This is a genomic window from Tritonibacter sp. SIMBA_163 (assembly GCF_046535935.1).
In the GTDB taxonomy this organism is placed as follows: Bacteria; Pseudomonadota; Alphaproteobacteria; order Rhodobacterales; family Rhodobacteraceae; genus Epibacterium; species Epibacterium scottomollicae.
Genome location: NZ_JAWJBP010000007.1, coordinates 57,628 through 83,394 on the forward strand (window position 1 = coordinate 57,628; position 25,767 = coordinate 83,394).

The following is a 25,767-nucleotide window of genomic DNA, read 5'->3' on the forward strand; positions in this document are numbered from 1 at the left end:
CGCGTCGGCGCGCTCAGACCATTTCTGCGGGAAAACGGTGAACGCCCTCAACCAGCGGCAGCGGTTTGGCCCAGATCAGTTCGGCATGTTGCAGCCGGCGATAGAGATGCGGGAACAGTGCGCCACCGCGTGACGGTTCCCATTTGAGCGCATCGCCCATCTGATCCGCCTCAAACGCCAGAAGCCACAGCCCCTCGGCATCCGCGAAATGCTTGGCTGCGGTTTCTGCCGCCTGCGGGGCGGTCGAGAAGTGGATAAAGCCGTCCGCAAGGTCCACGGGCGCGCCATCGGTTTCACCGGCGGCCTCAAAGGCGCGCCATTCGTCGTCACGGAAAATCTTGTAAATCAGCATGGCCACCTCATGCCCTCAGACGCCCCCTTTGCGCAAGAGTGCTTGTGCGAAGGGCAGCGCAAAGTTTCCCCTGCGTCTACATCGCGGTGTCACGTAAGTTTGTTTTTGACTGTTTGGGCAAAGATCACGAATACTGAGACCATAACAACCGCCGGTAGAGGTGGCATAACAAGGTGAGGGTTTATCCTATGATTTCACGTTTACTGACGTCGGCAGCAGCGCTGGGTCTGACCGCGGGCATGGCCGCAGCGGACTATAAGCTGACCATTCTGCACACCAACGACATTCACAGCCGCATCGAGTCGATCAACAAGTATGATTCCACCTGCGGCGCAGACGATGAGGCCGAGGGCAAGTGCTTTGGCGGCATCGCGCGGGTGAAGGCCAAGGTGGACGAGATGCGCGGTGCGCTGGAAGGTCAGAACGTCGTTCTGCTGGATGCAGGCGATCCGTTTCAGGGGTCGCTCTTCTACACCACCTACAAAGGCGCGGCCGAGGCTGAGTTCATGGAGGACATCGGCTATGATGTGATGGCCGTTGGCAACCATGAATTCGACGATGGCCCGGCTGGTCTTGAGAAATTCGTCGACACCGTGTCCTTTCCGGTGATCTCTGGCAATCTTGACCTGACCTCCGAGCCGCTCTTGAAGGGCAAGGTCGGCAATCATGTGGTGCTTGAGGTCGGAGGCGAGAAGATCGGCATCATCTCCGCACTTGCGACCGATACGGTCGAGACGTCCTCGCCGGGGCCGAATGTTGTGTTTCAGGATGAAATCGACAGCTTGGCCGCCGATGTCGAAGCGCTGCAAGCGGAAGGTGTGAACAAGATCATCGCACTGACCCATGTGGGGCTCGCCAAGGATATGGAGATTGCCGAGCAGGTTCCGGGGCTGGATCTGGTGGTGGGCGGCCATTCGCACACGCTGCTGTCCAACACCTCTGATCGCGCCGCTGGTCCGTACCCCACCATGGTTGGCGACGTGCCGGTGGTGCAGGCCTATGCCTATTCCAAATACCTTGGTGAATTGACCGTGACCTTTGACGATGAGGGCAATGTCGTCTCAGCTGAGGGTGAGCCGATCCTTCTGGATGCATCGGTGACACCGGATGCGGAGATGACGGCACGCATCAAGGAAATGGGCGCGCCGATCGAGGAAATGAAAACCCGGATCGTTGCGGAAACCAAGGATATCGTTGATGGCTCGCGCGATGTCTGCCGGGCAGGTGAGTGCTCCATGGGCAATCTGGTTGCCGATGCGATGCTTGCGCGGGTGAAAGATCAGGGCGTGAGCATGGCAATTCAGAATGGCGGCGGTCTGCGCTCCTCCATCGACGCGGGCGAAGTCACCATGGGCGAAGTCCTGAGCGTGCTGCCGTTCCAGAACACACTGTCTACCTTTGAGGTCTCCGGTCAGGCGATGATCGACGCGTTGGAAAATGGTGTTGGTCAGATCGAAGAGGGCGCGGGTCGCTTCCCGCAAGTTGCGGGGATGAAGTTCGCCTTTGATGCGTCCAAAGAGCCGGGCGCGCGTATCTCTGAGGTAATGGTCATGGACGGAGAGTCTTGGGTCGCGATTGATCCTGCCAAAACCTACGGCGTGGTGTCCAACAACTACGTGCGCAACGGTGGCGACGGCTACAAGATGTTCGCAGGCGACGACAAGAACGCCTACGACTACGGCCCCGACCTGGCCGATGTGGTTGCTGAATACCTCGCCGAAGTCGGCCCCTACAGCGCCTATACCGATGGCCGCATCACCAAGAAATAAGCCCGTTTGATGGTGCGTTTTCAGCCCCCGTCGGAGAGATCCGGCGGGGGTTTTTATTGGCTGCGGCGTGGGGCTAAGCCGTCACTCGGTTTCTAGCCGAAATTTAAGGAATGTTTCACCGTCATACACCTGCTCAGCGATGAACACGGCTCCAAGCCGGTCGAGCGCGCCGAGGTTCCGACGCGACGGAGGCAGGAGAAACGTCACAAAAGGAATGCGTTCGTCGGCACGGGCGAAGTCGATAGCCTGCTTTGAAATGCGCGCGCCAAGCCCGAAGGATTGTGGCGTGAGAACCAAGCCGAAATCCCACTCGTCTCCTTCCTTCTGAAATCCCCCCCATCCAACATATGTCTTATCCGACAATATGGCCCAGTGGCCGAGCCCATCACGGCTCCAGCACTCTTCCTTTGCTGCAACAAATTTGGCCACCGCGGACTTGTCCCACTTGAATGTCAGGAGAGGCATGTGCTCGGCGACGCGTGGGTCGGACATGTGAGCAATGATCTCGTCGGGTTCTATGTCAGGTAGACGGGCGAAGGTGATTTGATGTTTCATTTTGGTCGCTGTGAATGTTGTTCGAGGCAACGTAGTGGATATGCAGTTATCACAACACATTCGGTTGCATGGATGACAGAGACGTGACTGTGCATCGCATGTCGCCGAACGGCTCCTTACCGTGGGACCTCCACGTGAGGGTGCCTTGGGTATGGCGTTGCCTGCCAGCGGTCCTCCCTCTATCTTGCCCCTATGGACCATCCGCTGATCGACCTTATCAATGCCCGGATTGAAGCTGCTGAGCGGGACGGGGCCTTCGACAACCTTGACGGGGCAGGCAAACCGCTGCCGGAGTGCGAGGACCCGGAGAACGCGGTGATGAACCGGATCATGAAAGAGAATGGAGCGGTTCCGGAAGTGGTCTCCCTGAGCCGAGAATTGGCACGCCTGCGAGAAGAGCTGCGCGACACCGGGGATCGCAGCAAACGTCGTCAGATCATTGCGGATATGTCCATGATGGAGGCGCGGATCGAAATTGCGCGCAAGCGCTGTTGATAAGAATATCTGCCCGGAGGCTGGGCGATCACGTGACTAAGTATGCGACATCAATGGACGTGCGGCGCAGACTTTTGAACGCCGGCCTGTGATGCGGCGTCAGCTTGGGCGATCCGCATCATAAGGAGCGCCGCGTGCGTCCACATCCGTCGCCTTGGTCAGGAGCCGCACCAATGCCTCACGCTCTTCTGGCGTCAGGTTAGACAGGATCTCCGGCTGGATGGCCTCCACATTGGGACGGGCTGCGGCAAACAGGGACTGTCCCCGTTCCGTCAGGCGCAGGCGGCGGGCGCGGCGGTCCTCGGGGCAGATGTCACGCTGCACGAGCTGTTTGATTTCCAGCCGCTCCACGACCTTGCCCAGAGTCGCCCTGTCATATCCGATCAATCCGGAGAGGGTCGCCTGATCTATGCCGGGCCTTGCATCCAATGCGGCGATCGCGGTGTATTGCACCGGCGTCAGATCGAGCCCGGCGGCGCTCATGACCGTCGCAAACCGCGCCACCGAGATCTGATGCAGGCGCCGGATCAGCGTGGCAGGCAGGGTGGCGATTTCCAATTCGGGATCGGGCATCTGAGTGTTCCGTTCGCGGCTCTGGGTCGGGTCCCTATCTCGGCAAAATCGGTCGGGTGGCGGCGTCAGTCCGGCGAATTTCTGTTTTGTTGCCCCGGCTGTGAGAGTAGAGATGGGGCATGGCTCTGACCTTTCAAACACTTTCCGATTTTCTTGCGCATGGGCACGACACCGTGATCGATGTGCGCAGCCCTGCTGAATATGCCGAGGACCATGTGCCCGGCGCCATCAACCTGCCTGTGCTGAACAATGATGAACGCGCCGAGGTCGGCACGATATATGTGCAGGAGAGTTCCTTTCGCGCGCGCAAGATTGGTGCTGCGATGGTGTTTCGCAACGCGGCCAACCACATAGAGCACAGTCTGAGCGCCTATGAGGGGGGGTGGCGTCCTCTGGTCTATTGCTGGCGCGGCGGGCAGCGATCCGGCAGCTTTACCTGGATGCTGAGCCAGATTGGCTGGCGCGCCGAGGTGGTTCAGGGCGGCTATCAGAGTTATCGCCGGTTGGTGCATGCGGCCCTCTATGAGACATCACTGCCGCATCAGTTGGTGCTGCTGGACGGGCTGACCGGGACCGCCAAGACCGAGATCTTGCAGGCGGTTGAACGCCTTGGCGGGCAGGTGCTCGATCTGGAGGGATTGGCGCGTCATCGGGGCTCTCTGCTTGGTGCGCGGCCCGGTGGGCAACCCAGCCAGAAACGGTTCGAGAGCTATATCGCCTGCGCTCTTGCAGACATGGACCCGACGCGTCCGGTTCTTGTGGAAGCGGAGGCCAGCAAGATCGGCGCCCGCATCCTGCCACCCAGCCTGTGGGAGGCGATGAAGACCGCGCCCCGCATAGATATGGACGCCCCGTTTGAGGCCCGCTGCGACTATCTGGTCGAGGCCTATGACGACATCCTCTCGGATGCGGATCGTCTGCGGGCGCAGCTCGATCCATTGCGGACGCACCGCTCTCATGCGGTTGTGGATGGTTGGATCTCGCTGATCGAGGCCGGGGATAAACGGGGGCTGACGGCGCGGTTGATGGCTGACCACTATGACCCCGCCTATCGCAAGGCACGCGCGCGCTATGAGGTGGACGGGCTGGGGCGTCTGTCGCTAAAGGGGCTCGCACCGCAGGATCGGCTTGCTGCTGCAGAGCAGATCATGACTCTTCTGCAGAGGTTTGGCCGCTAGGGGCAGGGTCGATTGATCCTGAGTCACCGGTGTGTCGGTTTTCTGTCTGACGATGAGACTCCTTTGAGGGGGCATGGTGTGTTCTACATCTTTGACGTCCGTCAGGGGAAAGACCCATCAAACCGCACCCTGGCTTGCGCCGTCATCGCAGAACGATCCCTTCGCCCGCACCACGCATGACGCCGATCCCAGCCGCGCAATAGCCGTGGTTTCGCAATTGGTCCAAGAGCCGCTCTGATTGATCTGAGGGCACTGCGGCCAGCAACCCGCCTGAGGTTTGCGGGTCGAACAGCAGCGCGCGTGCGCCGGCAGTGCCAATGCCGGGCAGCAAGGCGGCGTTGTCGTCGAATATGGTTGAACGCACCCCGGCCTCTGCCAATTCCGGGGCGCCGCGCATCGCGGGGATCGCGTCAAAGCGGATTTCGGCCCCCAGATGAGAGGCCTCGCACATTCCCTGCAGATGCCCCAGCAGGCCAAAGCCGGTCACATCGGTCATGGCATGGGCCTGTGCAGACAATACCTCGGCGGCCTTGCGTTGGCTCTGAGACATCAGGTCGAGCGCGTCGGCCACCCAGCGCCCCCGCGCCTGACCTGTCATTTCTGCGGCAAGAATAGTGCCGGATCCCAGTGGCTTTGTCAGGATCAGGTGATCCCCCTCCTGGGCGCCTGCCAGTGTGAGCGGGGCGGAAGCGCATAGTCCAGTGATGGTAAAGCCAAGCGTCAGTTCCTCACCGAGCGAGGTATGTCCACCAACGATGGCCACGCCCGCGAATGTCATCTCCTGATCCGCGGCACTCATGATCTCGCCGAGAAGGCGCTCCTGCAAGTCCGGTGTCTGGCGCGGCAGGATCAGGGTGACAGTCGCCGCTTGCGGGCGGGCCCCCATGGCCCAGATGTCGTTCAGCGCGTGCTGCGCGGTGATGCGGGTCATGGTCACCGGATCTTCGGTGAAGGCGCGCAGGTGATCGGTACTGATCACCTGGATCGCGCCCCCGGTCAGCAGCTGCGCCGCGTCATCGCCAGGCAGGGGTGTCACGTCGGCTCTTGCTGCGCCCGTATAGCTGCCAAGCCCCCGGTGCAGGCTGTCGCGTCCGACCTTTGAGCCACAACCGCCACACATCGGTTTTGCAACGAGCGCCTCCTCCAGTCCTGTGGCGCGAACGCGAGGCAAGGGGGGCGGTGCCATGACCGGCAGATCGTCGAATTTCGCCATGAACTTTCGGTCGATGTGATCCTTCCACCGCCACAGCAATGCGCCGGAAAAACTGCGCCCGTTGCGATCCGCGAGCGCTGTCTTGCCGCCCATGGAGATCAGCTTCAGGTAGTCTTTTTGCGGATGATAGTCTTTCAGGGTGCCACCGCTCAGCATGGCTCTGAGGTTGTGAAAGAGAATGGGCGCCTGTCGCACCGCGTAAACCCCGGCCTTTGGGCGTGGCGTCCGGGCCATATGGGCGCAATCGCCGGCGGCAAAGACATGAGCGTCAGAGGTTTGCAGGTTTGAATCCACCACAAGCGCGCCATCGTGTTGTTCGAGGCCGGAGGAGCCAAGCCAGCCATAGGCACGCGCACCGGCGGCCCCGACTGTGAAATCGCTGAGAAGGACATGGCCGTCCTCAAGGTGGATTTCGCCCTCCGTCAGCCGATCAATCCTAGTCTGCTCCAGCAAGGTGACGCCATGGGTTTCAAGTGCGGCGCGCAGGCGGGACCGGCTTTGCTCTCCCAAAGCCGACAGGGCCATATCGCTGTCGATCAGCGTGGCCTGCGTCAGGCGATTGTGCTGGCGCAGCGCGTGAGACATGGCGAGGATCAGCTCCGCGCCGGCGACACCTCCACCGATGCAGGCGATACGTGCGGCAGAACTGTCGGCGCGAAATGCCTCCCATGCGGAAGCTAACATGCCGAGTGGTTTTGCGGGGATGGCGTGATCGGCGAAACCGGGAAGATCCGGCATCGCAGAGGTGATGCCGATGTCGATGGAGGCGATGTCATACGCGATCTCGGGCCGTCCCGGGACGGCGATACGCTTGGTGGCCGGCTCGATCTGTTCGGCAGCGCCAAGGATCAGGCGCGCGCCGGCAAAGCGCGCCAGTTTCACAAGGTCGATATCCAGCGCCTCGCGCGTGTAGTGCCCGGCCACGAAGCCCGGCAACATGCCGGAGTAGGGCGCGGTTGGGCCGGGATTGATGAGGGTGAGGCGCACGCCCGGCAGGGGGTTCATTTCCCACATCCGCAGCAGAAGCGCATGGGTGTGCCCGCCTCCCACAAGGACCAGATCGCGGGTCAGCGGAAGGCGGGGACTGTGCATTGTATCGGCCTCATTGTCGCATGCGACCGCCAGAGAGGCCGCTCAGGCCCCGGTCTGTTCAGACGCCGGGTGGTGCTCGGGCTTGTTATGCGTCGCCCAGAGCTTGCATGTGCCGGGTGTCGGCAGATCCTTGGGCTTTGTCTGCTGGTTGATAAACACCTTGGCAAGGAAATTTGCCGTGACCGGAGCGGAGACCAGCAGAAACAGGGTGATCAGCAGCTCATGCGCCGACACGCGCCCCTCGTAGGCCCAGGCATGCAGCATGGAGCCAAGCAGCACGCCACCGACCCCAAGTGTGGTGGCCTTGGTGGGCGCATGCATGCGCGACATCGGGTCGTTGAGCTTCAGCAGGCCGAAGGAGCCCACAAAGCCAAAAAGGCCCCCCACGATGATGAAACCGGTGATGAGAAGGTCGATGATCATTTTTGTCTCCTCACTCGATGATGTTGCCGCGCAGCAGGAAGCGCGCATAGGCCACGGTTGAGATGAAGCCGAGCATTGCCATGATCAGCGAAGCCTCAAAGAAGATTTCCGAGCTCAGGAAGACGCCAAACAACACCACCAAGGCGATGGAATTGATGAACATGGTATCCAGCGCGAGGATGCGGTCGGTGATTTCAGAGCCTGTGACCACCTTCCAGAGGTTCATCAGCATTGCGACGGCGAAACAGCCGAAGGCGAAGATATAGGCATATTCGATCATTCGAAAATCTCCTTCAGGCGGGTTTCATAGCGGGATTTGATGTCATCTCTGACGGCCGCCGTATCCGGTGCGTGCAGGCAGTGGACCAGCAGGTAGTGCCCATCAGCCGAAATGTCCGCCGTGAGCGTTCCGGGCGTCATGGTGATAGTGCCGCCGAGCATCGCGATGGCCTCTGGTGTGCGGATGTCCAGCGGCACTTCGACCCAAGCAGGCTGTCGCTTGCTGTTGGGCATGAAGAGAATGATGCGCGCCACGATGATGTTGGCGACCACGATGTCCCAGAACACCAAGAGCACATACCCTGCCAGCCGCAGCGGGCTCTTTAGCTTGGGGCGGTTGGGCCAGTAGGGCTGTGTCACGAATGGAATAAGCAGCCCGAGAAAGAAGCCAAACAACAGCGAGTTCAGAGAGAAACGGTTGACCAGCAGCTGCCAGATCACCGTCAGCAACAGTGTCAGCAGCGGGTGCGGAAGAAGGCGATTAAAGATCCTCATCAGTTGCTCTCCTCGGCGGCGGCTTCACTCGCGCTGTCTTGCCCGGCATCATAGTCTGCGGCCTCGTCGGGGTCAGGCTCGGAAACAGGGCGGTCGCGGTTGGCCAGTACCGTCTCAATATAGGCCTGTGGCGCAAAGAGGTCGTTTGCAGTGGCGCTGGTGTAGCGCATCATCGGCCCTGCAAAGAGGGTCAGGGCAACCAGCCCGGCCAGCAACCCGAAGGTCGCGACAAACGGCAGCGCAGGTGTAGGTGCCGTTCGCGCTCCGTCACCGCCATGGCGGTGTTCCACCTCGATCTCTGGTTCTGCCATGCTGTCATCGCGCGGCAGGCCGTGGCTTTTCCAGAAGATCATCGTGCCTGCGCGGGCAAAGCCCATGATGGTGATGAGCGAACTGGTAAGGATCACCGCCCAGACCCAGACCGCCAGCGTATTGTCGCGCGCCGCGTCCAAGATCAGCAGCTTGCCCAGGAAACCGGACAGCGGAGGCATGCCAGCGGTGGCGATTGCTGCGATGAAGAACAGGACCGAAATCAGCCCGCTCTGCGCCATCACCGGTTTTGGCGCGATGTCGTCCCCCTGACGCTGACGGACCATATCAGCCACCAGAAACAGCGCTGCCGCAGCCAGTGTCGAATGTACGGTGTAGTAGAGGGCGGCTGCGGTGGCCTCGGGCGTGAACAGCGCGATTGCGGTCAAGAGCGTGCCGACCGACGTGATCGCGCCAAAGGACATCAGGCGACCGATCTCTTTTGAACCCAGAACGCCAATCGCGCCGATGGCGACGGTCAGAAGCGCAGCGGGCAGCAGCCAGCTGTCCACCAACCCTTCGACCACCGCCACATCGGGGCCAAAGACCAGCGTATAGATGCGCAGAATGGAATAGGCGCCCACCTTGGTCATGATCGCAAACAGCGCCGCCACCGGGGCAGGCGCGTTGGCGTAGGAGGCAGGCAACCAGAAGTGCAGCGGCAACAGCGACGCTTTGATCGCAAAGACGAGCAGGAGCATGATCGCGCCGACGCGGATCAATGCGGTGTCCTCGGCCGGGAGTTCTGCAACACGCACTGCAAGATCGGCCAGGTTGAGCGTGCCAGTCACCCCGTAGATGGTGCCAAGCGCAAACAGGAACAGGGTGGAGCCAAGGAGGTTGAACACCACGTATTGCACGCCTGCCTGAAAGCGCCGCGCGCCGCCGCCGTGGATCATCAGACCATAGGAGGCGATCAACAACACCTCGAAGAACACGAACAGGTTGAACGCATCCCCGGTCAGGAAGGCGCCGATGATGCCCATCAGCTGAAACAGGAACAGCGGATGGAAATTGGCGCCGCGCTCGTCCCATTTGCTGCCCACCGCATAGAGGTTTACCGCCAGCGCGAGAACCGTGGTGAGCAGAACCATCATCGCCGAGAGACGGTCCAGCACCAGTACGATGCCAAAGGGCGCTTGCCAGTCGCCCAGCTCGTAGACCTGCACTGTTCCGTCGGCGGCCTGTACGGCCAGCGCCATCGCGATCGCGACCAGCAGCACGTTACTGGCCAGCGAGAATATGCGCTGCAGATCAATGTGGTAGCGCAATGCCATGATGATGAATGGTGCCACCAGCGCAGGCAGCACGATGGGCGCAATCAGAAGGTGGTTCATGCGTCCTCTCCCTGCGCAGGCGCAGTGTCGTCCATGTTGATATTGTCGTTGCGGGCGCTGAGGTAGGCCCCGAGGGCCACCATCACCACCACTGCGGTCATGCCGAAGGAAATCACGATCGCCGTCAGCACCAGCGCTTGCGGCAGCGGATCACTATAGGGCACATCGGCGTATTTGTTGAGGATCGGCGGCGCATTGCTCGCCAATCGCCCGGAGGCAAAGAGAAATACATTCACTGCATAAGACAGCAGCGAGGTGCCGAGGATCACCGGGAACGTGCGGCGACGCAGCACCAGATAGATCCCCGCAGCGGTGAGCAGGCCGACGGCTGAAGCAACGAGAAATTCCATGCTCTCAGGCCTCCTTCATGTCTTGTTCCGCATCGTCGCGGGCAGGGTTGATGTCCATAGCATGTTCGGATGCGGAGCCCGGCTGCCATGCAAAGCGCGAGAGGCTTTCCAGCGCCAGCAGGACAGCGCCCACGACGGCGAGAAACACGCCAAGGTCGAACAATGCGGCTGTGGCGACCTCGAATTCGTTCAATGGCGGGAGATGCACATAGCCAAAGGCGGAGGTCAGGAACGGCTGGCCGTTGAACCAGGCGCCAATCCCTGTTGCGGCTGCGATCAGCACGCCTGAACCGATGATGCCGTGGTAGGGGAAGCGTTGTCGCTCCGTCGCCCAGCCAAAGCCGGAGGCCATGTATTGCATGATGACGGCAATGGCCGCGATCAGACCGGCGATGAAGCCACCACCCGGCAGATTGTGCCCGCGGAAGAAGATGTAGGCCGCAACCATCAAAGCCACGGGCATCATCATCCGCGTCACCACGACCATCATACCCGGATGACTGTCGCCCGCCTGCTCAATGTCCGGTTTGCGGTTCAGCAGATAGGCCCGCACGCGCGTGGACAGCACTGCCTCGGTCAGCGCAAAGATGACCAGCGCCGCGATGCCCAGCACGATGATTTCGCCAAAGGTGTCAAAGCCACGGAAATCCACGAGGATGACGTTCACCATATTGGTGCCGCCACCGCCCTTGTAGGAGTTTTCGACGTGAAAGCCGGAGATGGACGGGAAGGCAAAATCCCGCAGCAGCATCGCGTAGATCAGGCCGCCGACGCCGACGCCCCCGATGATCGCAATCACGCCGTCCCGCATCCGGGTCAGGACCGGGGTTTCGACCGGCGTGTCCTTGGGCAGGAAGTTCAGTGCCAGCAGCATCAGGATGATTGTCACCACTTCGACCGAGATCTGTGTCAGGGCAAGATCCGGTGCCGAGAGATAGTTGAACGACAGCGACACGATCAGGCCGACGATACCGATCAGGATCAGCGCGATGAACCGACGACGGTGGAACAACACGATGCAGGCGGCCGCCACGATGAGGCAAAGCCATGCAACGATGGGCAAGGCACCTGCCTCCTGTAACGCACGGGTGGGTGCGCCCAAAAGGCCGGTTGAAAAGGCATAGATACTGAGGGCCGCGGTGAAGCTGATCATAATTGCGCCGTAGCGGGTCAGCGAGCCGTCATGCAGCCGGGCCGTGATACCCTGCATCAAACGGGTGGCTGCGCTAACGATGGCATCAAAGATCACCTTAGCCTCCGGACGGGGCAGGGCGTTCCAGACCCGCTCCAGCGGGCGGTGCAGGGCCAGCAGCACAAGACCGCCGACAATGGCGATGATCGACATGTAAAGCGCAGGCGTGACCCCATGCCAGAGTTTCAGCGAGTAATAGGGCAGTTTTTCTCCGCCGATGACGGCACTTGCGGAGGCGGCAACCAGAGGGCCGACCAGCTTGGCCGAGAACAGGCCGATCAGAACCACCAGTGTCACCAGCAAGGCGGGCGATGCCCACATGCCGAACCCCGGATCATGGGGTTTCGCTGGATAGTCGTCACGTTTGGGGCCGAGAAACACATGCGCTATATAACGAAAGGAGTAGGCCGCCGAGAACATCGCCGCGATGGTTGCCAGGATCGACATGGCGAGCGGGCTTTGCATCCAGCTGGTGTGCGAAATCTCCTCCAGCATCATTTCCTTTGACAGGAACCCGTTGAGCGGCGGAATGCCCGCCATCGACAGCGACGCCAGAGTGGCAATCACGAAGGTGACAGGCATCAGGTGACGCAGCCCGCCAAGGCGTTTGATGTCCCGCGTGTGCGCCTCGTGATCGACGATGCCCGCAGACATGAAGAGCGCGGCCTTGAAGGTGGCGTGGTTGATGATGTGGAACACCGCGACCACGGCCGCCAGTTTGGTGCCCATGCCCAGAAGCATGGTGATCAGGCCCAGATGCGAGACGGTAGAGAACGCCAAGAGCGCCTTAAGATCATCCTTGAACAACGCGATCACGGCACCAAGCACCATGGTGATCAGGCCCGTGGTGGCGACGATGTAGAACCACTCCGGCGTGCCTGCCAGCACTGGCCACAGGCGCGCCATCAGGAACAGGCCTGCCTTCACCATCGTGGCGGAATGCAGATAGGCCGAAACTGGCGTCGGCGCGGCCATCGCATGCGGCAACCAGAAGTGAAACGGGAATTGCGCCGATTTGGTGAAGGCCCCGATCAGGATCAGGATCAATGCAGGAAGATAGAGATCCGAGGACTGGATCGCGTCCTTGTTCTGCAGGATGACGCTGATGTCATAGCTGCCGGCGATATTGCCGAGGATCAGCATGCCACCGATCATGGCCAGCCCGCCCATGCCGGTCACTGTCAGTGCCATGCGCGCGCCCTGACGGCCTTCTGGCAGGTGCTTCCAATAGCCGATCAGCAGGAAGGATGACAGCGAGGTCAGTTCCCAGAAGATCAACAAAAGCAGGATGTTGTCGGACAGAACGATACCAACCATCGCGCCCTGGAACAGCAGCAAATAGGTATAGAATTGCCCCATCGGATCCTCTCGCGACAGGTAGAAGCGCGCATAAAGGATGATGAGCAGCCCGATCCCGAGGATCATGGTGGCAAACAGAAAACCCAGCCCGTCGAGAAAGAAATTCGCATGCAGCCCCAGCGCGGGCAGCCATTCGAGGCCGACCTGAACTGTCTCTCCTCGCAGAATTGCAGGGGCGTGCAGCATAAGGCCGATAAAGGCGAGGCCCGTCGCAAGCCCGGCAGATGAGGCCGAGGCATTGCGACCGGCACGGATCAGAAGCGCGGGAAACAGCGCGCCGAGGAATGGCAGGGCCGCTATCAAGAAAAGGGACACGTCATACTCTCCAGGTCGGGCATTTGTTTTATTTTTCGGGCAACAGGCCCTTAGCTGCTATTTGCGTAAGGAAATTTCCAGTGGTGTTCCAGAAAATCCGCTCTGAAAGTGGACTGTTTCGGATCGGAAACAGCTAAATGTGACATTGGGCCGCATGTTTTCTGCCGCCGCCGCTGGTTGCGGCGATGCAGCATTGCGATGACGCGATCTTGAACAGCTCGTCACCGCGCGGATCGCGCGCAATCATGACGTTCATGCTAGGAGAGGGATGAGGCCACGTCTACGGATAGAACCATGGAAAAAATCGGACATGTGACCAGTTTCAACCGCAGGGGCCTGATGCTGGGCGCGGTGGCTGTTGCGGGCAGCGGCGGCGCCTGGTGGTGGCTCTACCGATATACGCCGCCTCATGAGGGCGGTCTGCTGACGGTGCAACAGGCGCATGCCAAAGCCTCGATGGGGGATATTCTGCTCTTGGATATCCGCACCCCGACGGAATGGCGTCGCACTGGCGTGCCGGAGGGCGCCGTTCCACTCGATATGCGGCGTGCCGATTTCACCGAAGCGCTGACCACGCTCATGCAGGGGGAAAGCCCGCGCCCGGTTGCTCTGATCTGTGCGGGTGGCGTGCGGTCCGCGCGGCTGAGTAAACGTCTGATTGCGGCGGGGTTCACCACGATCATGGATGTGCCCGAAGGCATGTACGGGTCTGCTGCGGGGCCGGGCTGGATCAATTCAAACCTGCCGGTGCGCGCATGGAACGGATGACACACTCTGCTGCGATCACCTCCCTCGCGCTTGGGCTGATCATGGCGGCGCCTGCGGCCCATGCGATATGCGGCACGGCAGAGGGCGCCTGCACGTTGCCTGACGGCAGCTATGAACTCGTCCTGCCGTCGGACGGGCAAGGCGCTGTGCCCGCGGTGATGTTCCTGCACGGCCACGGCGGCTCTGCGCGGGGCGTTCTGAGTATGCGCGGCGTGATTTCAGCACTGACAGACCGGGGCTACGCAGTGATCGCGCCCAACGGTGCGCGCCGTGCCGAGGATGGACCGCGCAGTTGGTCTTTTTTGCCGACATTTGGTGGACGCGACGATTTCGACTTTCTACCTGCGGTGCTTGCGGATGCAGGGGAGCGGTTCAATATTGATGTCGAAGGCTCTGTTCTCGCAGGGTTTTCATCGGGCGCCTTTATGGTGAACTACCTGGCCTGTGAGAGGCCAGACAGCTTTGCGGCGTATCTTCCGGTCTCGGGTGGGTTCTGGCGACAGCAGCCTGAGGACTGTGCGGGGCCTGTACGGCTCTACCAAAGTCACGGCTGGACCGATGGCGTTGTGCCTCTGGAGGGGCGCATCCTCGGCGGTGGACGCTTTATACAGGGCGATATCTGGGCCGGGTTGGAGCTGTGGCGCGAGACGCTCGGCTGCGCCACCCATGCGCCGGATCGCATGTGGCAGGAGGGCGAGCTGATGCTGCGCAGTTGGAGCTGTCACGCAGAAGCAGATCTGGCCTTTGAGCTGTTCCCGGGTGGGCACATGATCCCGCAGGGCTGGGCGGACAGGGCGATCAACTGGCTGGAAGCCAGCGAACTCGACGCCGAACATACCGACTAGTTTCAGCTTGGATCTTTCGGAGGTCCGGATGGATGCGGGGGCAGGCCGCCCCCGCGTCGTTATCAGGTCAGCGTCACTCGACGGCCTGCACAGGCGCATCGGGACCGTGCAGGTTTTTCCGCAGCAGGCCGCGATAATGCCGTGCAGCCCGGTTAATTCGTGGCTCATGCAGCCCTTCGGCGGTGCTCATCCAACGACGCGGAAGGCGCAGGCTGGATAGGGCCGACAACGGGACCGCCAGCACCAGCGACAGCGCGATCGGTGCCAGCCAGAGCGAAACCAAACCCGTCGCAACGCCGATCCACAGCGTCACACCACTGATCGTCTCCAGCGCATGACATTTGAACAGTGTCGCGAGGCTGTAGTGCCCGCCCGCGCGTGCCTGCGGCGACCAGCCCTTTTGCAGACCAAAGACGGTGCGCAGCACGGCGATCATCTGCTGAACCATCAGGATCGGCGCATAGAGGATCGCCAGCAGGATTTCCGTCAGCATCGACAGCAGGAACCGCCCGATGCCACCATAGTCCGAAATCCGCCGCCCGGTCAGCGGCAGCGCAGCGACGGACAGGATTTTGGGCGCAAGCAGCATGGCGTAGATCAGGATGATCACGGCGACATGACGCGGCTCGCTCATGTCGGGCCAGTTTGGCCGCAGCGGGTTCTTCTCCGAGAAGTAGGTGATGACCGAGGCGCCTTCGTCATGACCGATCACGGCCCAGATCACCAGAAGAGCGAACCACACAGGCGCCATGAGATAGCCGATCGCCCCATGAGCGAGGTGGAACCGCGACATGGCGTGAAAGCCGGTGGCGTTGAGAATGCGCAGATGCTGCAGGTTGCCCTGGCACCAGCGACGGTCCCGCTGGATGTGATCGACAAGGGTTGCAGGGGTTTCCTCGTAGGAGCCGCGAATGCGCGGCAGGAACCGTACCCGCCAGCCCGCGCGGCGCAGAAGCCCTGCTTCGACAAAGTCGTGGCTCATGATGATCGAAGTGCCACCGGTGAGTGTCGGCAGTTCCGGCAGGCCGGCGCAGGCGGCAAAGGCGCGGGTGCGGATGATGGCGTTGTGCCCCCAGTAGTTGCCTTCATGCCCGGTCCAGCGCGCCAACCCTTCGGCCAGTGCAAGACCATAGACGCCATTTGCAAACTGCTGCATGCGGCCAAAAACGGATTGTGCACCAATGAGTTGCGGGAAACTCTGAATGAGGCCGGCGGCGGGATCACGTGACAGCGCATCTGTGAGGCGCACGATGGCACGGCCTGTCATCAGGCTGTCTGCATCCAGCACCAGCATTGCCTCGTAATCGCCGCCCCAGCGGGTCACCCAGTCGTGGATATTGCCGACTTTGCGGGCGGTGTTCTTTTCGCGGCGCCGGTAGTAGAGGCTGATGCCCTCCGGCAATTCGTCCCGCAGGGCGCGGACACTCTGTTCTTCCTGCGCGGCGATCTCTGCATCGCGGGTGTCGGACAGAATGAACATGTCGTACTGGTGCGCCCCGCTGATCGCGCGCAGTTCCTCCAGCATCGAGCGGGCATTGCCGAGCACGTACCACGGCACCTCGTTATAGACCGGCACCAGCAGGGCAACCCGCATCGGCTTGCGCGGACCACGGGTTGGCGTCGGGCGGGTCTGGGACAGGCTGTAAAGCCCAAGAAGCACGGTGGAGACAGTGAAGGTGATCCAGAAGAAGTTGAATGCGATCAGCGTCAACAGAACCCACTCCAGCATGGTGGTGCCATCAGCGGCAAACCAGCCTTGCATGACCCAGCCGAGGGCCACTGTGGCAGCCATCGCGGGCGAAAACGCCAGAATGCGCCACAGGGCAACGCCGGGTTGACCCTCACCGGTGGCCGGCGCTTTGACGTCGTGAAACTCGGTCCCGAAGTCCTGCGCCGGCATTGCCAGCGGAGTCTCCGGAGGGATCAGGGGAGTGGGAGGGAAGTCACGCATTTAAACAGTCCACCTATAAAGCCAGACTTCGGAGGCCGCAGCGCCATCTTTCCGAAGTTGGGCGCGCAGCTCAACATGAGTCTGATCGCCCGGATCGAAGGAAAACGCCAGCCGCATGCCGCCGGTTTCCGGATTGCGTTGGAGAATGCCGTCGCGGGTCTCCAGATTGGGGGAGGACACATGGATGGTGAAAGCATCCGGGGCCGCCTCGAACAGCGGGTGCGCCTCAAAATCAATGACCATCAGACGGCCCGGGTCGCCGAAGATCTTTGCGCCCGACGCGGTATTTATGACGCGCGGCAGGTCCGGTACCGGCTCCTCGCCCCAGGTCAGCCGATACTCCAGATCGACGCGCGTGCCTTCGGCATAGGGTTCGTCCGGACGCCAATAGGCCACGATATTGTCGTAGATCTCCTTGTCGGCGGGGATCTCCACCAGCGTCACGGCGCCTTTGCCCCAGTCGCCCTTGGGCTCGACCCAGAGCGAGGGGCGCCGATGGTAGAAGGCCTCGAGATCCGCAAACTCCGACAGTTTGCGCGCCCGTTGCATCAGGCCGAAGCCCATCGGGTTTTCATCCACGAAACTCGATACCTGCAGGCGGGTCGGGTTGGCCAGTGGCCGCCAGATGACCTCGCCATGGCCGTTCTTCAGCAACAGGCCATCGCTGTCGTGGACCGCCGGGCGGAAGTCGTCAAAGCGCTGGTGGTTGGTGCCATCAAAGAGGAACATCGACGTGAGCGGCGCAAGGCCAGCGTGGGTCAGGTCCTTGCGGGCAAACAACGTCGCCTCGACATCCATCACACAGGGATTTCCGGGCGTGATGTCAAAGCGATAGGCGCCGGTGACCGAGGGACTGTCCATCAGTGCATGAACGATCATGTTCTCCTGTAGCGGGCCGGGGGCCTCGAGCCAGAAGCTGACGAATTCGGGGAACTCTTCGCCCTCCGGGTCGGCCGTCTTCAGCGCCAGACCACGGGCCGAGAGCCCGTAGTTGTTGCCATTGGCGATGGCACGGAAGTAACTCGCGCCTTGGAAAACGCAGAATTCGGTTTTCTTGCCCGGATGGTTTTCGTCATCCAGATCCGTACGCAGGCGGAAACCGGAATAGCCGAGCGCGCCTTCCTTGGACAATTTGGGCGAAATTTCGGGGTGCTTGTTGAACCGATCCATATCGAAAGGCACGCTTGTGCTTATGCCGTCGACAACGGAGTGGATCAGGACCGGACGTTCGAAATAGAGACCGGGCAGAAAGAAATCGACATTGTAGCTTCGATCCGTGCCCGCCCAGAGCGCCTTGTCCACATCAAACTGGATCGAGCGATACTGGTCGTAAGACATCGCCAGCCAGTCATCGGGCACGGAGCTGCGTGCGCTGTATGGGCGCTCCGCGAGGGCCTTGGCCCGTGCGATCACATCGGCACGGGAAAACTTCTCTGTTCCGGCAGTCGCCTGGACAGCAGGTGCGACAGCGATCAGCGACAGGGCGGATGCGGTTTGCAGGAAGGAACGACGGCTCAGTTTGCTCATCGTTTGCGTCTCCACGGTTGGGATTTGAACCAGGCCGCGCCATAGGCGCAGCCGATGATAAGGGCAAAACCGGCAAGGTTTGCGGCAGCGGTCACGGTGATGCTGCGATCCGTCTGATCGAGCACGGCTCCGATGAAGCGGGCCAGCGCCATAGAGGCGACAAACACCGCGAGGCTCTGCTGACCGACTTTGGTAATCAGGGTAATGACGGTGGCCCAGGTGCGCGAAATCACGGAGGTGCCGCGCGCCACCAGGTTCTGGCCATTTTCACCGGCAACGAGCCACGCCAGATAGGCCAGCGACAGGAAGTGCATGTAGCGCAGCAGACCGAAGTCGGTCTTCTCGCGCCATTCGTCGGTGATGCGCCAGGCGGGGCGGATGGTCTCGCCCAGATCTGGAGCGGCTGCATTGAGCCAGCTGAACACCTTCCAGGAGCCGAACGGCATGGAGAAGACCAGAAACGCCACGGCAAGCACCGCGAGTGTGCGACTGACGGGCGGTTTTGGCAGCCAGCCCGACATGAAGGCAAAGCCGGTGAAGAACAGAAGCTGCCAGCCGAAGGGGTTGAAGAACCACTCGCGTTCGGACCAGGGTTCGGCTGGCAGGGACAGGCCATCGGGGCCCATGCCGATCATATAGGGGTTCGCAAGCAACCACAGTGCGATGCACAGGCAGGCCACGGCCCAGCGTCCGGCTTTGCGCACGCCCATGACGGCAGGCATCAAGGCCAGCACCACCAGATACATTGGCAGGATGTCAAAGTAGTTCGGCACATAGGTCAGGGTGAAAATCCCGACGATCTGTTGCGTCGTGTTGGAGAAGAACCGGTGCAGGTTCAGCGACCCGATGTAGCTCTTGTCAAAGCCGCCATAGAGATCAAGCGCGGCCATCGACATGGCAAGAAAGAAGAACAAGCCGATATGGGCCCAGAACACTTGCCAGCAGCGATAGGCGACGCGGGCGGTGCCCATCCACCAGCCATTGCGGGCGAAGGAGCCGCCAAAGGCGATCGCCGAAGCCATGCCCGAGCAGAAGACAAAGATCTCCGTGGCGTCCGAGAACCCGAAACGGGCCGGTATCCAGCTGCCCCAGCGGTTGCCGGGGATATGCGCGCTTAGGATGATGAACATCGCAATGCCGCGGTAGAAATCCAGGCGCGGGTCGCGGGGGCGTGACGCCACCGCAGTCTCCGGCGGGGCACTCATCGCATTGGCGGCGGCGCGGGACGCGCTCCCCTTATCAGGCGCCGGAAAGGGCGCGACTTCTGCCATCAGTTTTCAATCTCCTAAAGGATCACTCCGCTGGAACGCTTTGGGTGCTGCCCTTGTTCCGGGCGGATGCGATCAAAGCGCGACGGGCAATCGCGTAATTGTCTTCGGCGCCACCGCGTTTTGCCTGACGGTCATCAAGAATGGCTTCCACATGCGCCCAGTTTCCGGCCCGCAGACCGGCGTCTATGGTCATTCTCTCAAAGACGTCCCTCTGAGCGTGGCTGCCACCTGCAAGTTGCAACGAATCCCGAGACTTAGCGAGGCGATCAAAGGCTGTTCGGTAGTCACCTTCACCAAAAGCCTCAAGCCCTGTTGCAACTGTCGCGCCCGGGTCGGCCATTCTTTGCGCGGTTTCGGTTGTTCCGGACACCCCGTCGGCGTGGATCCGCTCGACCAGACGGGTTGTTGCTGATTTTCGGTCTCCGCCCACCAGCGCCAGAAGATAGTGCAGATCGGCGAAGATCAGGCTGCCGTCCTCAGTGCGCTCTGCGCAGAGATCCGCCAATTCGTCCCAGCGGTTGCCGACATTGATCCCATCGAGCTCCAGACGCATCAGCAGGGATGTGGCGTTGGAGATATCGCGGTAGTCGTCGGTCTTGTCCTTGCGCACCTCGTCATCATAAAGCCGCATCACCGCGTCGACCTGCCCGAGATCGAGATGCATCAGCGCCTTGTGCCACCAGACGTGGTAGCGGAAGTTGTTGCAATGCGCCCAGGCCTGTTCGCGCCCGTCAAACCAGTCGAGCCCGGCCTTGGCATTGCCGGTCATCTCATGCACGTGGGCGACCGCATGCAGGCCCCAGGCATCATCCGGCGCAGTCCACAGGGCCTGGCGCCCGGTGATCTCCGCGCGGTCGTATTCGCCGGTCTCCTCCAGCGTGAAGGCGTGACAGCCGAGCAGGTAGCCATGACCGGCGTGTTCCGTGGTATAGGCAGGCAGAACCCGTTCGATCGAGGCCCGCATGCCGCGTGCATCACCAAGGATGAAGCGGATGCCGTGGCTGAGTTTCATCGCCAGCGTATCGCAAGGGTAAAGGGTCAGAACCTCTTCCATGCAGGCAACGGCGCGCGAGGGTTTGCCGCCAAGCCAGGCCTCCAGCGCATCAATGTACTTGCGTTCCCGCGGCAGGGCGCCCTCATAGGCGGATTTTGCGATCGCATGCGCCTCATGCGCAATTGGGACCAGTTCAGAGCGACCCAGCATCAGCAGCGAGATCCCCCGAATGGCCTGCCCTAGTGCAAAATCAGGGGCGGCCTTCAGCAATGCGCCCAGATGATCGGCCGTGCTTGCGGCATGGGCAAGCACGCCAAGTTGAAGGCCGTTCCATGCATCGAGCGCATGCGCGTCCGTCAGACTGCAATCCTGTCCGAATATATCCTGGGTCATGGGCGGGTCACTTTCGCGCGCTTGAGAAAAAAACTTGTGTTGAAAACGATGCTAGCGGAGCGCTTTTGGCCGCGCGCCCCCCACTCGCGCTTTGGTGAAGGCGCGTGTGGCTGTGCGCGGTTTTGTGTCACTGTCGTCAGAGCAAATGAGCAAAAAACGGCGCAAAAGCGGGATGCTATGCCGTTTGATGCAGCATATGACGGCCCAAACGCCGGGGGCTGTAACATTGCGGGGCGGGCAAAGGCCGCAACACGTCTGTTGATGTCAGTCGTCCTTGAAGGGCGCATCGGACGAGAGAATCTCGTCACTGTCTGCGCCGCATTTAGGCGGGCTTTTACGGTATGTCACCGGCGTGCGCGAGAACTTCAGAGGATTGCCCAAAAGGCGCAGCGGCGTGTCACCGGAGTGCATGGTCACAACCATCTCGCGCGCGTCGACCTGATCCGTCTCGAACACCTGATCGAGGGTCTTCACAGGCCCGACAGGGACCTTGGCGGCCTCCATGCCGTCGATCACCTGCTGGGTGCTGAAGCGTCGCAAGGCGGGCTTCAGGATCTCGTTGAGCGCGTCGCGGTGCTCCAGCCGTGCCGGGTTGGTGGCAAAACGGTCATCCTCCGCCAGCCCTTCAAGCGACAGAAACGCCATGAAACGGCGGAACTGGCTGTCGTTGCCCACCGCGAGGATCACATGGCCGTCGGAGGTCTCATAGGTGCCATAAGGCATGATCGAGGGGTGTTCATTGCCACGCCGCAGCGGCTTTTGCCCGGTGTTGAGGTAGCTGACGCCCTCGTTGATCAGCCAGGCGATCTGCGCGTCAACCAGCGACAGCTCGACCTGCTGGCCCTCATCCGTAAGATCTCGGTGCCGCAGTGCCGAGAGGATGCCGATGGTGGCATACATGCCGCACATCACATCCGCGACGCCGACGCCCACCTTCATCGGCGCGCCGTCAGGCTCGCCGGTCAGGGACATCATGCCGCCATATCCCTGCGCCATCAGGTCATAGCCGGGTTTTTCGCGATTGGGTCCGGTCTGGCCGTATCCCGATATGGAAGCATAGACCAGCCGCGGGCAGCTCTCGCGCAGGCTGGCGTAATCCAGACCGTATTTGGCAAGCCCGCCGGGTTTGAAATTCTCGACCAGAACGTCTGCCTGCTGCGCCAGGTGGCGGATGATCGCCTGTCCCTCGGCGTGGGCAATATCCAGCGCCAGCGAGCGTTTGTTGCGATTGGCGGCCATGAAATAGGGTGTGAGGTCAGCATCTTCGGCGACGCTCTTGCCCCATTGGCGGGTGTCGTCACCGCCCGTCGACGGGTTTTCCACCTTGATCACATCCGCGCCAAGATCGCCCAGCAACTGGGTTGCGGTGGGACCGGCCAGAATGCGCGTAAGGTCGAGAACCTTGACACCCTTGAGGGCGCCATGGGGCAACAAGTCAGATCCGGCCATCATAGCCCTCCCGGTCGATTTCCGCGGCGATCACGGTGAATGTGTCCGCCTGCATGGCCGCATCAAGCGCTGTGGTCAACTCGGCGCGGTTGCGCACGCGATGGCCCTGACCGCCAAAGGCGCGCCCGATGGCGGCAAAGTCGTGGTGGCCAAAATCGACGGCCGCGTTGGGCAGCTGACGCTGGCGCTGCTTCAGTTCAATCAGGGCGAGGGAGGCATCGACAAAGACCACGAAGATCGGCGCAAGCCCCATCTCGGCGGCGGTGGCCAGCTCTCCTGCGACCATCAGGAACCCCGCATCGCCGGAAAAGCTGACAACCGTGCGGTCGGGCTGTGCCAGCTTGCGCCCCATCGCCAGCGGCACGGCGCAGCCCATGGTGCAGAGACCGGAGGATTGCACCAGCTGGCGCGGTGAGCTGCATTTCCACATCTGGCTGAGCAGAATGCGATGGGCGCCGCTGTCTGCCGTCAGCAGGGTGTCGCGGGGCAGGGTTTCCATGCATTGGGCGATGACGCCTGCGGGGCCCCAGTCGTCGGTGTGCGGGAAGGCGTCGGCCAGCGCGGATTGCGTCTTGGCAATCTCGCCGCCCGACCAGAGAGGGGCAGCGGGCGGCGCCACGGCCAATGCGGCCAGCGTGGCGGGCAGATCCGCGATCAGCGGCAGGCTGGCCTGATGCATGTAGTGGCTGTTGGCCTCTGGCGTGATGTCGATGACCCGGGTGTGGCGCGGATCCCAGGCGTCACGCCAGCCGGTGCGCATCTCGATCGGATCATAGCCGATGCAGAGGATCAGGTCGGCGGCCTCCAGCAGCGGCAGCAGGTGACTGTCCGCACGCGGCGACAATCCGGCCCCGCCGAGGCAGAGCGGATGGTTTTCGGGCAGGATGCCCTTGGCCTTGTAGGTGGTGACAAAGGGGATCTGGCGGGCTTCAAGGAAAGACTTTGTGGCCTCCGCGCCGCCGGGCAGCAGCGCATCAAGGCCGATCACTGCCAACGGGCGGGTGGCCTCTGCCAGCCAGCCATGCGCCTGCGCCAATGTCGCACCGGCAGGCGCGGTTGCTCCGGCAGGCGCGCCGCGGGGGCGGCGTTCGGTTGCAGGCGTTTCTGCCACCGTGATCGGCACGTCGATATGCACCGGCCCCTGGCGGGCCTCCGTGGCAATGGTAACGGCCTTATCGGCGATCACCTCGGCGGCGGCGGCGTCGAGACGAAAGCTGGCCTTGGTGATCGGGGCAAAGACCGCCTGCTGGTCCAGCACCTGATGGGTGTAGGTCTGCGCCTCCTCCGCATCGACGCAGCCGGTCAGCACCAGCATCGGCACCCGGTCCTGATGGGCGTTGGCCACCACGTTGACCCCGTTCAGGGCGCCGGGGCCGATCGTGGCCACAAGGATCGCCGGAGCGCCATCGGCGTGATGCACCCCTTCGCCCATAAAACCGGCGCAGTTTTCGTGTTTGGCGAGGTGGAAGGTGATACCGGCCCGTGTGAGCGCATCAACGAGGGTCAATACCTCGCCGCCGGGCATGCCAAAGGCGTGGCGGCAGCCCGCCTCATAGAGGCGACGGGCGAGAACATCGGCGGCGCGGAGGGATTGGGTCATCGGAGGAAACATCTCGCGTTGGAATCAGATGGGTCAGTCGCGCAGGGCGGCGGTGGCAATGGCGCCGAAGACGCCATCCAGCTGCTCCGCGACGGCGGCCAGTTTCTCGCCAGCCTCAGGCACATAGGGTGCAAACACATGGCTTGGTGTCTTGTAGGAGAGGGTGGCGGTGCCGTCATCCCCTTCGGTGACATAAAAGCGGATTGGCGCCTCGATCATGGCGGCGGTGGAGAGGTCAAGGATCTGTACCGCGTAGTCATTGGCAAAGACTCCCACGACGCGATTGCCGGGAATGGTGATGCCACGGGCGGCAGCGGCATCGGTGGGGCCGGCCTCCGTCACCACACCCATATTATGGTCGCGCACAGCCGCTTTCAGATCCGCAAGCAGGGTGGGGTAATCCTTGATGCTGGCGTGCACCGCCCAGCCATCGCGTGGCTGAAGATCCGCGCCCTGCTCAGAGGCGTGCAATGGGGCGGCCAGAACAAAGGCGGCAATCGCCCCGGCGGCAAGACGGGCAGAGAGTGACTGTGTGACCATGGCGAGGGCTCCTGGCTGGCTACGAGACTGGACCGGGTGTACGCGCAACCGGGTTGAAATACTCGTCACATTTCAGTGCGTTTGCCGTCAGGTCTGGGGGGCGCGTGCCTCGGGAACGGTGCCGAAGGGACTCAGGCCCAGCCCTTGCGGAAGAAATGCGGACTGGCGCCGAACTTGCGCTTGAACTGGCGCGAGAAATGAGTCGCGGAGTTGAAGCCGGAGGCCAGCGCGATTTCGGTCACCGACATCGAGGTCTCGTTCATCAGCGCAAAGGCATGGCTGAGGCGCATGTCGGAGTAGACATGCATCGGGCTCTGATCGAGATAACGCGAGAACAGCCGTTCCAGCTGTCTGCGCGAGATATCAAGCCGGGTGCATAGCGCGCCGATCGACAGCGGCTCCTCAAGCGATTCCTGCATCAATTGCAGCGCGCTCAGCAGGCGCTGGTTGCGGCTGCCGATGGCGACCGCGTAGTTCGATTTCTGCGGCGCCGCGCCCGAGGTCGAGCGCACATGCAGACACATGTCGGCGACGATGATGGCGAGTTGCTTGCCGTGACGCTCCTCGATCAGGGTCAGCATCATGTCTGTGGCCGCGCTGCCGCCGCCGCAGGTCATCAGGCTGCCGGTGACCTCGTAGATATTGGGCGAGGGCTTCAGGTGTTCGAACCGTTCGACAAAGCCGGGCTGATTTTCCCAATGCAGGGTAAAGGGCTGGTTCTTGATCAGCCCGGCCTGCGCCAAGGCAAAGGCGCCGGTGCAGATGCCGCCCAGCTTGCGGCCGAAGCGATGTTCGCGCCGAAGCCAGTTGAGGGTGATATCGCCCGCCGCATCCTGAGGCTCCACCCCGGCGCAGACAAAGCCCATCCCATCCGAGGGCAAGGCGCCGAGCGCCATGTCCGGGGTCACCATCATCCCGTTGGAACAGCGCAGCGGTGCACCGTCCTCGGTCATGATGTACCAGCGGTAAAGCTTTGTATTGGTGACCTGATTGGCAATCCGCAGCGGTTCGATCGCCGCGGCGACGGGCAGCATTGTCGCCTTGGGCAACAGCAGGAAATAGAAATCCTGCGGCTCTCCGATGTGCGGGATCGAGAGCGTGGCGGCAGCGCCTTTTTGAACAAAACTGTCGTCGGACACGGGC

Annotated in this window: 23 protein-coding genes; 5 read left to right on the forward strand and 18 right to left on the reverse strand. The window is 61.8% G+C overall.

Going from position 1 to position 25,767, the window contains the following annotated elements; all coding sequences use genetic code 11:
• Nucleotides 1–13: 13 nt before the first annotated feature.
• Nucleotides 14–352, reverse strand: a complete 339-nt coding sequence (locus R0J92_RS12465) for a DUF952 domain-containing protein (RefSeq protein WP_106164807.1) — start codon at nt 350–352, stop codon at nt 14–16.
• A gap of 188 nt (nt 353–540) precedes the next feature.
• On the opposite strand from R0J92_RS12465, the gene R0J92_RS12470 reads away from it, so the two are divergent.
• A complete protein-coding gene (locus R0J92_RS12470; protein ID WP_106164806.1) occupies nt 541–2,121 on the forward strand; it encodes a bifunctional metallophosphatase/5'-nucleotidase in 1,581 nt (526 codons plus the stop codon).
• A gap of 81 nt (nt 2,122–2,202) precedes the next feature.
• Here the strand turns inward: R0J92_RS12470 and R0J92_RS12475 are convergent, their stop codons facing one another.
• Nucleotides 2,203–2,676: a GNAT family N-acetyltransferase gene (locus R0J92_RS12475; protein WP_411051895.1), complete on the reverse strand. Its 474-nt coding sequence runs from the start codon at nt 2,674–2,676 to the stop codon at nt 2,203–2,205.
• Between the two features lie 192 nt (nt 2,677–2,868).
• Between R0J92_RS12475 and R0J92_RS12480 the strand changes: the two genes are divergently transcribed.
• Nucleotides 2,869–3,171 (forward strand): DUF1992 domain-containing protein, encoded by a 303-nt coding sequence (locus tag R0J92_RS12480; RefSeq protein ID WP_411051896.1) that lies wholly within the window; start codon nt 2,869–2,871, stop codon nt 3,169–3,171.
• A 99-nt stretch (nt 3,172–3,270) separates the two neighbouring features.
• Here R0J92_RS12480 and R0J92_RS12485 read toward each other — a convergent pair whose 3' ends face one another.
• Nucleotides 3,271–3,744: a MarR family winged helix-turn-helix transcriptional regulator gene (locus R0J92_RS12485; protein WP_411051897.1), complete on the reverse strand. Its 474-nt coding sequence runs from the start codon at nt 3,742–3,744 to the stop codon at nt 3,271–3,273.
• A 119-nt stretch (nt 3,745–3,863) separates the two neighbouring features.
• On the opposite strand from R0J92_RS12485, the gene mnmH reads away from it, so the two are divergent.
• Nucleotides 3,864–4,922 carry a tRNA 2-selenouridine(34) synthase MnmH gene (gene mnmH, locus R0J92_RS12490; RefSeq protein WP_411051898.1) on the forward strand — a complete coding sequence of 353 codons (1,059 nt, stop codon included), beginning with the start codon at nt 3,864–3,866 and terminating at the stop codon, nt 4,920–4,922.
• Between the two features lie 142 nt (nt 4,923–5,064).
• Here mnmH and selD read toward each other — a convergent pair whose 3' ends face one another.
• Genes selD through R0J92_RS12525 form a run of 7 tightly spaced genes read right to left on the reverse strand, consistent with a single transcriptional unit; the run spans nt 5,065 to nt 13,286 of the window.
• Entirely contained in the window at nt 5,065–7,227 is a 2,163-nt protein-coding gene (selD, locus tag R0J92_RS12495) for a selenide, water dikinase SelD (protein ID WP_411051899.1), read from the reverse strand.
• A gap of 42 nt (nt 7,228–7,269) precedes the next feature.
• Complete coding sequence (locus tag R0J92_RS12500) at nt 7,270–7,650, reverse strand: Na+/H+ antiporter subunit G (protein ID WP_317386431.1); 381 nt, start codon at nt 7,648–7,650, stop codon at nt 7,270–7,272.
• 10 nt (nt 7,651–7,660) lie between these two features.
• Nucleotides 7,661–7,930: a K+/H+ antiporter subunit F gene (locus R0J92_RS12505; protein WP_106164799.1), complete on the reverse strand. Its 270-nt coding sequence runs from the start codon at nt 7,928–7,930 to the stop codon at nt 7,661–7,663.
• On the reverse strand, nt 7,927–8,424 hold the full coding sequence (locus R0J92_RS12510; protein WP_411051900.1) for a Na+/H+ antiporter subunit E: 498 nt from the start codon (nt 8,422–8,424) through the stop codon (nt 7,927–7,929). The genes R0J92_RS12505 and R0J92_RS12510 overlap by 4 nt, the downstream gene beginning before the upstream one ends.
• Nucleotides 8,424–10,070 (reverse strand): monovalent cation/H+ antiporter subunit D, encoded by a 1,647-nt coding sequence (locus tag R0J92_RS12515; RefSeq protein WP_411051901.1) that lies wholly within the window; start codon nt 10,068–10,070, stop codon nt 8,424–8,426. Before R0J92_RS12515 ends, R0J92_RS12510 begins: the two co-directional genes overlap by 1 nt.
• Entirely contained in the window at nt 10,067–10,420 is a 354-nt protein-coding gene (locus R0J92_RS12520; RefSeq protein ID WP_411051902.1) for a Na+/H+ antiporter subunit C, read from the reverse strand. The genes R0J92_RS12515 and R0J92_RS12520 overlap by 4 nt, the downstream gene beginning before the upstream one ends.
• Before the next feature lie 4 nt (nt 10,421–10,424).
• Nucleotides 10,425–13,286, reverse strand: a complete 2,862-nt coding sequence (locus R0J92_RS12525; protein ID WP_411051903.1) for a monovalent cation/H+ antiporter subunit A — start codon at nt 13,284–13,286, stop codon at nt 10,425–10,427.
• Between the two features lie 294 nt (nt 13,287–13,580).
• Between R0J92_RS12525 and R0J92_RS12530 the strand changes: the two genes are divergently transcribed.
• Together R0J92_RS12530 and R0J92_RS12535 are read left to right on the forward strand one after the other, a co-directional pair.
• Entirely contained in the window at nt 13,581–14,054 is a 474-nt protein-coding gene (locus R0J92_RS12530; RefSeq protein WP_411051904.1) for a rhodanese-like domain-containing protein, read from the forward strand.
• Complete coding sequence (locus R0J92_RS12535) at nt 14,042–14,899, forward strand: alpha/beta hydrolase family esterase (RefSeq protein WP_411051905.1); 858 nt, start codon at nt 14,042–14,044, stop codon at nt 14,897–14,899. The genes R0J92_RS12530 and R0J92_RS12535 overlap by 13 nt, the downstream gene beginning before the upstream one ends.
• A gap of 73 nt (nt 14,900–14,972) precedes the next feature.
• Here the strand turns inward: R0J92_RS12535 and mdoH are convergent, their stop codons facing one another.
• From mdoH to R0J92_RS12575, 8 genes are all read right to left on the reverse strand, one after another.
• Nucleotides 14,973–16,850 carry a glucans biosynthesis glucosyltransferase MdoH gene (gene mdoH, locus R0J92_RS12540; protein ID WP_317386424.1) on the reverse strand — a complete coding sequence of 626 codons (1,878 nt, stop codon included), beginning with the start codon at nt 16,848–16,850 and terminating at the stop codon, nt 14,973–14,975.
• Nucleotides 16,851–18,377, reverse strand: a complete 1,527-nt coding sequence (locus tag R0J92_RS12545) for a glucan biosynthesis protein (RefSeq protein WP_411051906.1) — start codon at nt 18,375–18,377, stop codon at nt 16,851–16,853. It lies immediately after the preceding gene.
• Complete coding sequence (locus R0J92_RS12550; protein WP_411051907.1) at nt 18,374–19,648, reverse strand: OpgC family protein; 1,275 nt, start codon at nt 19,646–19,648, stop codon at nt 18,374–18,376. Before R0J92_RS12550 ends, R0J92_RS12545 begins: the two co-directional genes overlap by 4 nt.
• A 22-nt stretch (nt 19,649–19,670) precedes the next feature.
• Nucleotides 19,671–21,035 carry a tetratricopeptide repeat protein gene (locus tag R0J92_RS12555; protein ID WP_317386422.1) on the reverse strand — a complete coding sequence of 455 codons (1,365 nt, stop codon included), beginning with the start codon at nt 21,033–21,035 and terminating at the stop codon, nt 19,671–19,673.
• A gap of 264 nt (nt 21,036–21,299) precedes the next feature.
• Nucleotides 21,300–22,487: a CaiB/BaiF CoA transferase family protein gene (locus R0J92_RS12560; RefSeq protein WP_411051908.1), complete on the reverse strand. Its 1,188-nt coding sequence runs from the start codon at nt 22,485–22,487 to the stop codon at nt 21,300–21,302.
• Entirely contained in the window at nt 22,471–24,084 is a 1,614-nt protein-coding gene (locus tag R0J92_RS12565; RefSeq protein ID WP_411051909.1) for a thiamine pyrophosphate-binding protein, read from the reverse strand. The genes R0J92_RS12560 and R0J92_RS12565 overlap by 17 nt, the downstream gene beginning before the upstream one ends.
• Nucleotides 24,085–24,117: 33 nt before the next feature.
• Nucleotides 24,118–24,624, reverse strand: a complete 507-nt coding sequence (locus R0J92_RS12570) for a DUF302 domain-containing protein (RefSeq protein WP_411051910.1) — start codon at nt 24,622–24,624, stop codon at nt 24,118–24,120.
• Nucleotides 24,625–24,755: 131 nt separating this feature from the next.
• Nucleotides 24,756–25,763 carry a GlxA family transcriptional regulator gene (locus R0J92_RS12575; RefSeq protein WP_317386419.1) on the reverse strand — a complete coding sequence of 336 codons (1,008 nt, stop codon included), beginning with the start codon at nt 25,761–25,763 and terminating at the stop codon, nt 24,756–24,758.
• Between the last annotated feature and the right edge of the window lie 4 nt (nt 25,764–25,767).

Excerpts from the sequence above, each read along its gene's own strand:
- R0J92_RS12465 (WP_106164807.1), bottom strand. The coding sequence starts at position 352 with ATGCTGATTTACAAGATTTTCCGTGACGACGAATGGCGCGCCTTTGAG.
- R0J92_RS12470 (WP_106164806.1), top strand. The coding sequence starts at position 541 with ATGATTTCACGTTTACTGACGTCGGCAGCAGCGCTGGGTCTGACCGCG.
- R0J92_RS12475 (WP_411051895.1), bottom strand. The coding sequence starts at position 2,676 with ATGAAACATCAAATCACCTTCGCCCGTCTACCTGACATAGAACCCGAC.
- R0J92_RS12480 (WP_411051896.1), top strand. The coding sequence starts at position 2,869 with ATGGACCATCCGCTGATCGACCTTATCAATGCCCGGATTGAAGCTGCT.
- R0J92_RS12485 (WP_411051897.1), bottom strand. The coding sequence starts at position 3,744 with ATGCCCGATCCCGAATTGGAAATCGCCACCCTGCCTGCCACGCTGATC.
- mnmH (WP_411051898.1), top strand. The coding sequence starts at position 3,864 with ATGGCTCTGACCTTTCAAACACTTTCCGATTTTCTTGCGCATGGGCAC.
- selD (WP_411051899.1), bottom strand. The coding sequence starts at position 7,227 with ATGCACAGTCCCCGCCTTCCGCTGACCCGCGATCTGGTCCTTGTGGGA.
- R0J92_RS12500 (WP_317386431.1), bottom strand. The coding sequence starts at position 7,650 with ATGATCATCGACCTTCTCATCACCGGTTTCATCATCGTGGGGGGCCTT.
- R0J92_RS12505 (WP_106164799.1), bottom strand. The coding sequence starts at position 7,930 with ATGATCGAATATGCCTATATCTTCGCCTTCGGCTGTTTCGCCGTCGCA.
- R0J92_RS12510 (WP_411051900.1), bottom strand. The coding sequence starts at position 8,424 with ATGAGGATCTTTAATCGCCTTCTTCCGCACCCGCTGCTGACACTGTTG.
- R0J92_RS12515 (WP_411051901.1), bottom strand. The coding sequence starts at position 10,070 with ATGAACCACCTTCTGATTGCGCCCATCGTGCTGCCTGCGCTGGTGGCA.
- R0J92_RS12520 (WP_411051902.1), bottom strand. The coding sequence starts at position 10,420 with ATGGAATTTCTCGTTGCTTCAGCCGTCGGCCTGCTCACCGCTGCGGGG.
- R0J92_RS12530 (WP_411051904.1), top strand. The coding sequence starts at position 13,581 with ATGGAAAAAATCGGACATGTGACCAGTTTCAACCGCAGGGGCCTGATG.
- R0J92_RS12535 (WP_411051905.1), top strand. The coding sequence starts at position 14,042 with ATGGAACGGATGACACACTCTGCTGCGATCACCTCCCTCGCGCTTGGG.
- mdoH (WP_317386424.1), bottom strand. The coding sequence starts at position 16,850 with ATGCGTGACTTCCCTCCCACTCCCCTGATCCCTCCGGAGACTCCGCTG.
- R0J92_RS12545 (WP_411051906.1), bottom strand. The coding sequence starts at position 18,377 with ATGAGCAAACTGAGCCGTCGTTCCTTCCTGCAAACCGCATCCGCCCTG.
- R0J92_RS12550 (WP_411051907.1), bottom strand. The coding sequence starts at position 19,648 with ATGGCAGAAGTCGCGCCCTTTCCGGCGCCTGATAAGGGGAGCGCGTCC.
- R0J92_RS12555 (WP_317386422.1), bottom strand. The coding sequence starts at position 21,035 with ATGACCCAGGATATATTCGGACAGGATTGCAGTCTGACGGACGCGCAT.
- R0J92_RS12560 (WP_411051908.1), bottom strand. The coding sequence starts at position 22,487 with ATGATGGCCGGATCTGACTTGTTGCCCCATGGCGCCCTCAAGGGTGTC.
- R0J92_RS12565 (WP_411051909.1), bottom strand. The coding sequence starts at position 24,084 with ATGACCCAATCCCTCCGCGCCGCCGATGTTCTCGCCCGTCGCCTCTAT.
- R0J92_RS12570 (WP_411051910.1), bottom strand. The coding sequence starts at position 24,624 with ATGGTCACACAGTCACTCTCTGCCCGTCTTGCCGCCGGGGCGATTGCC.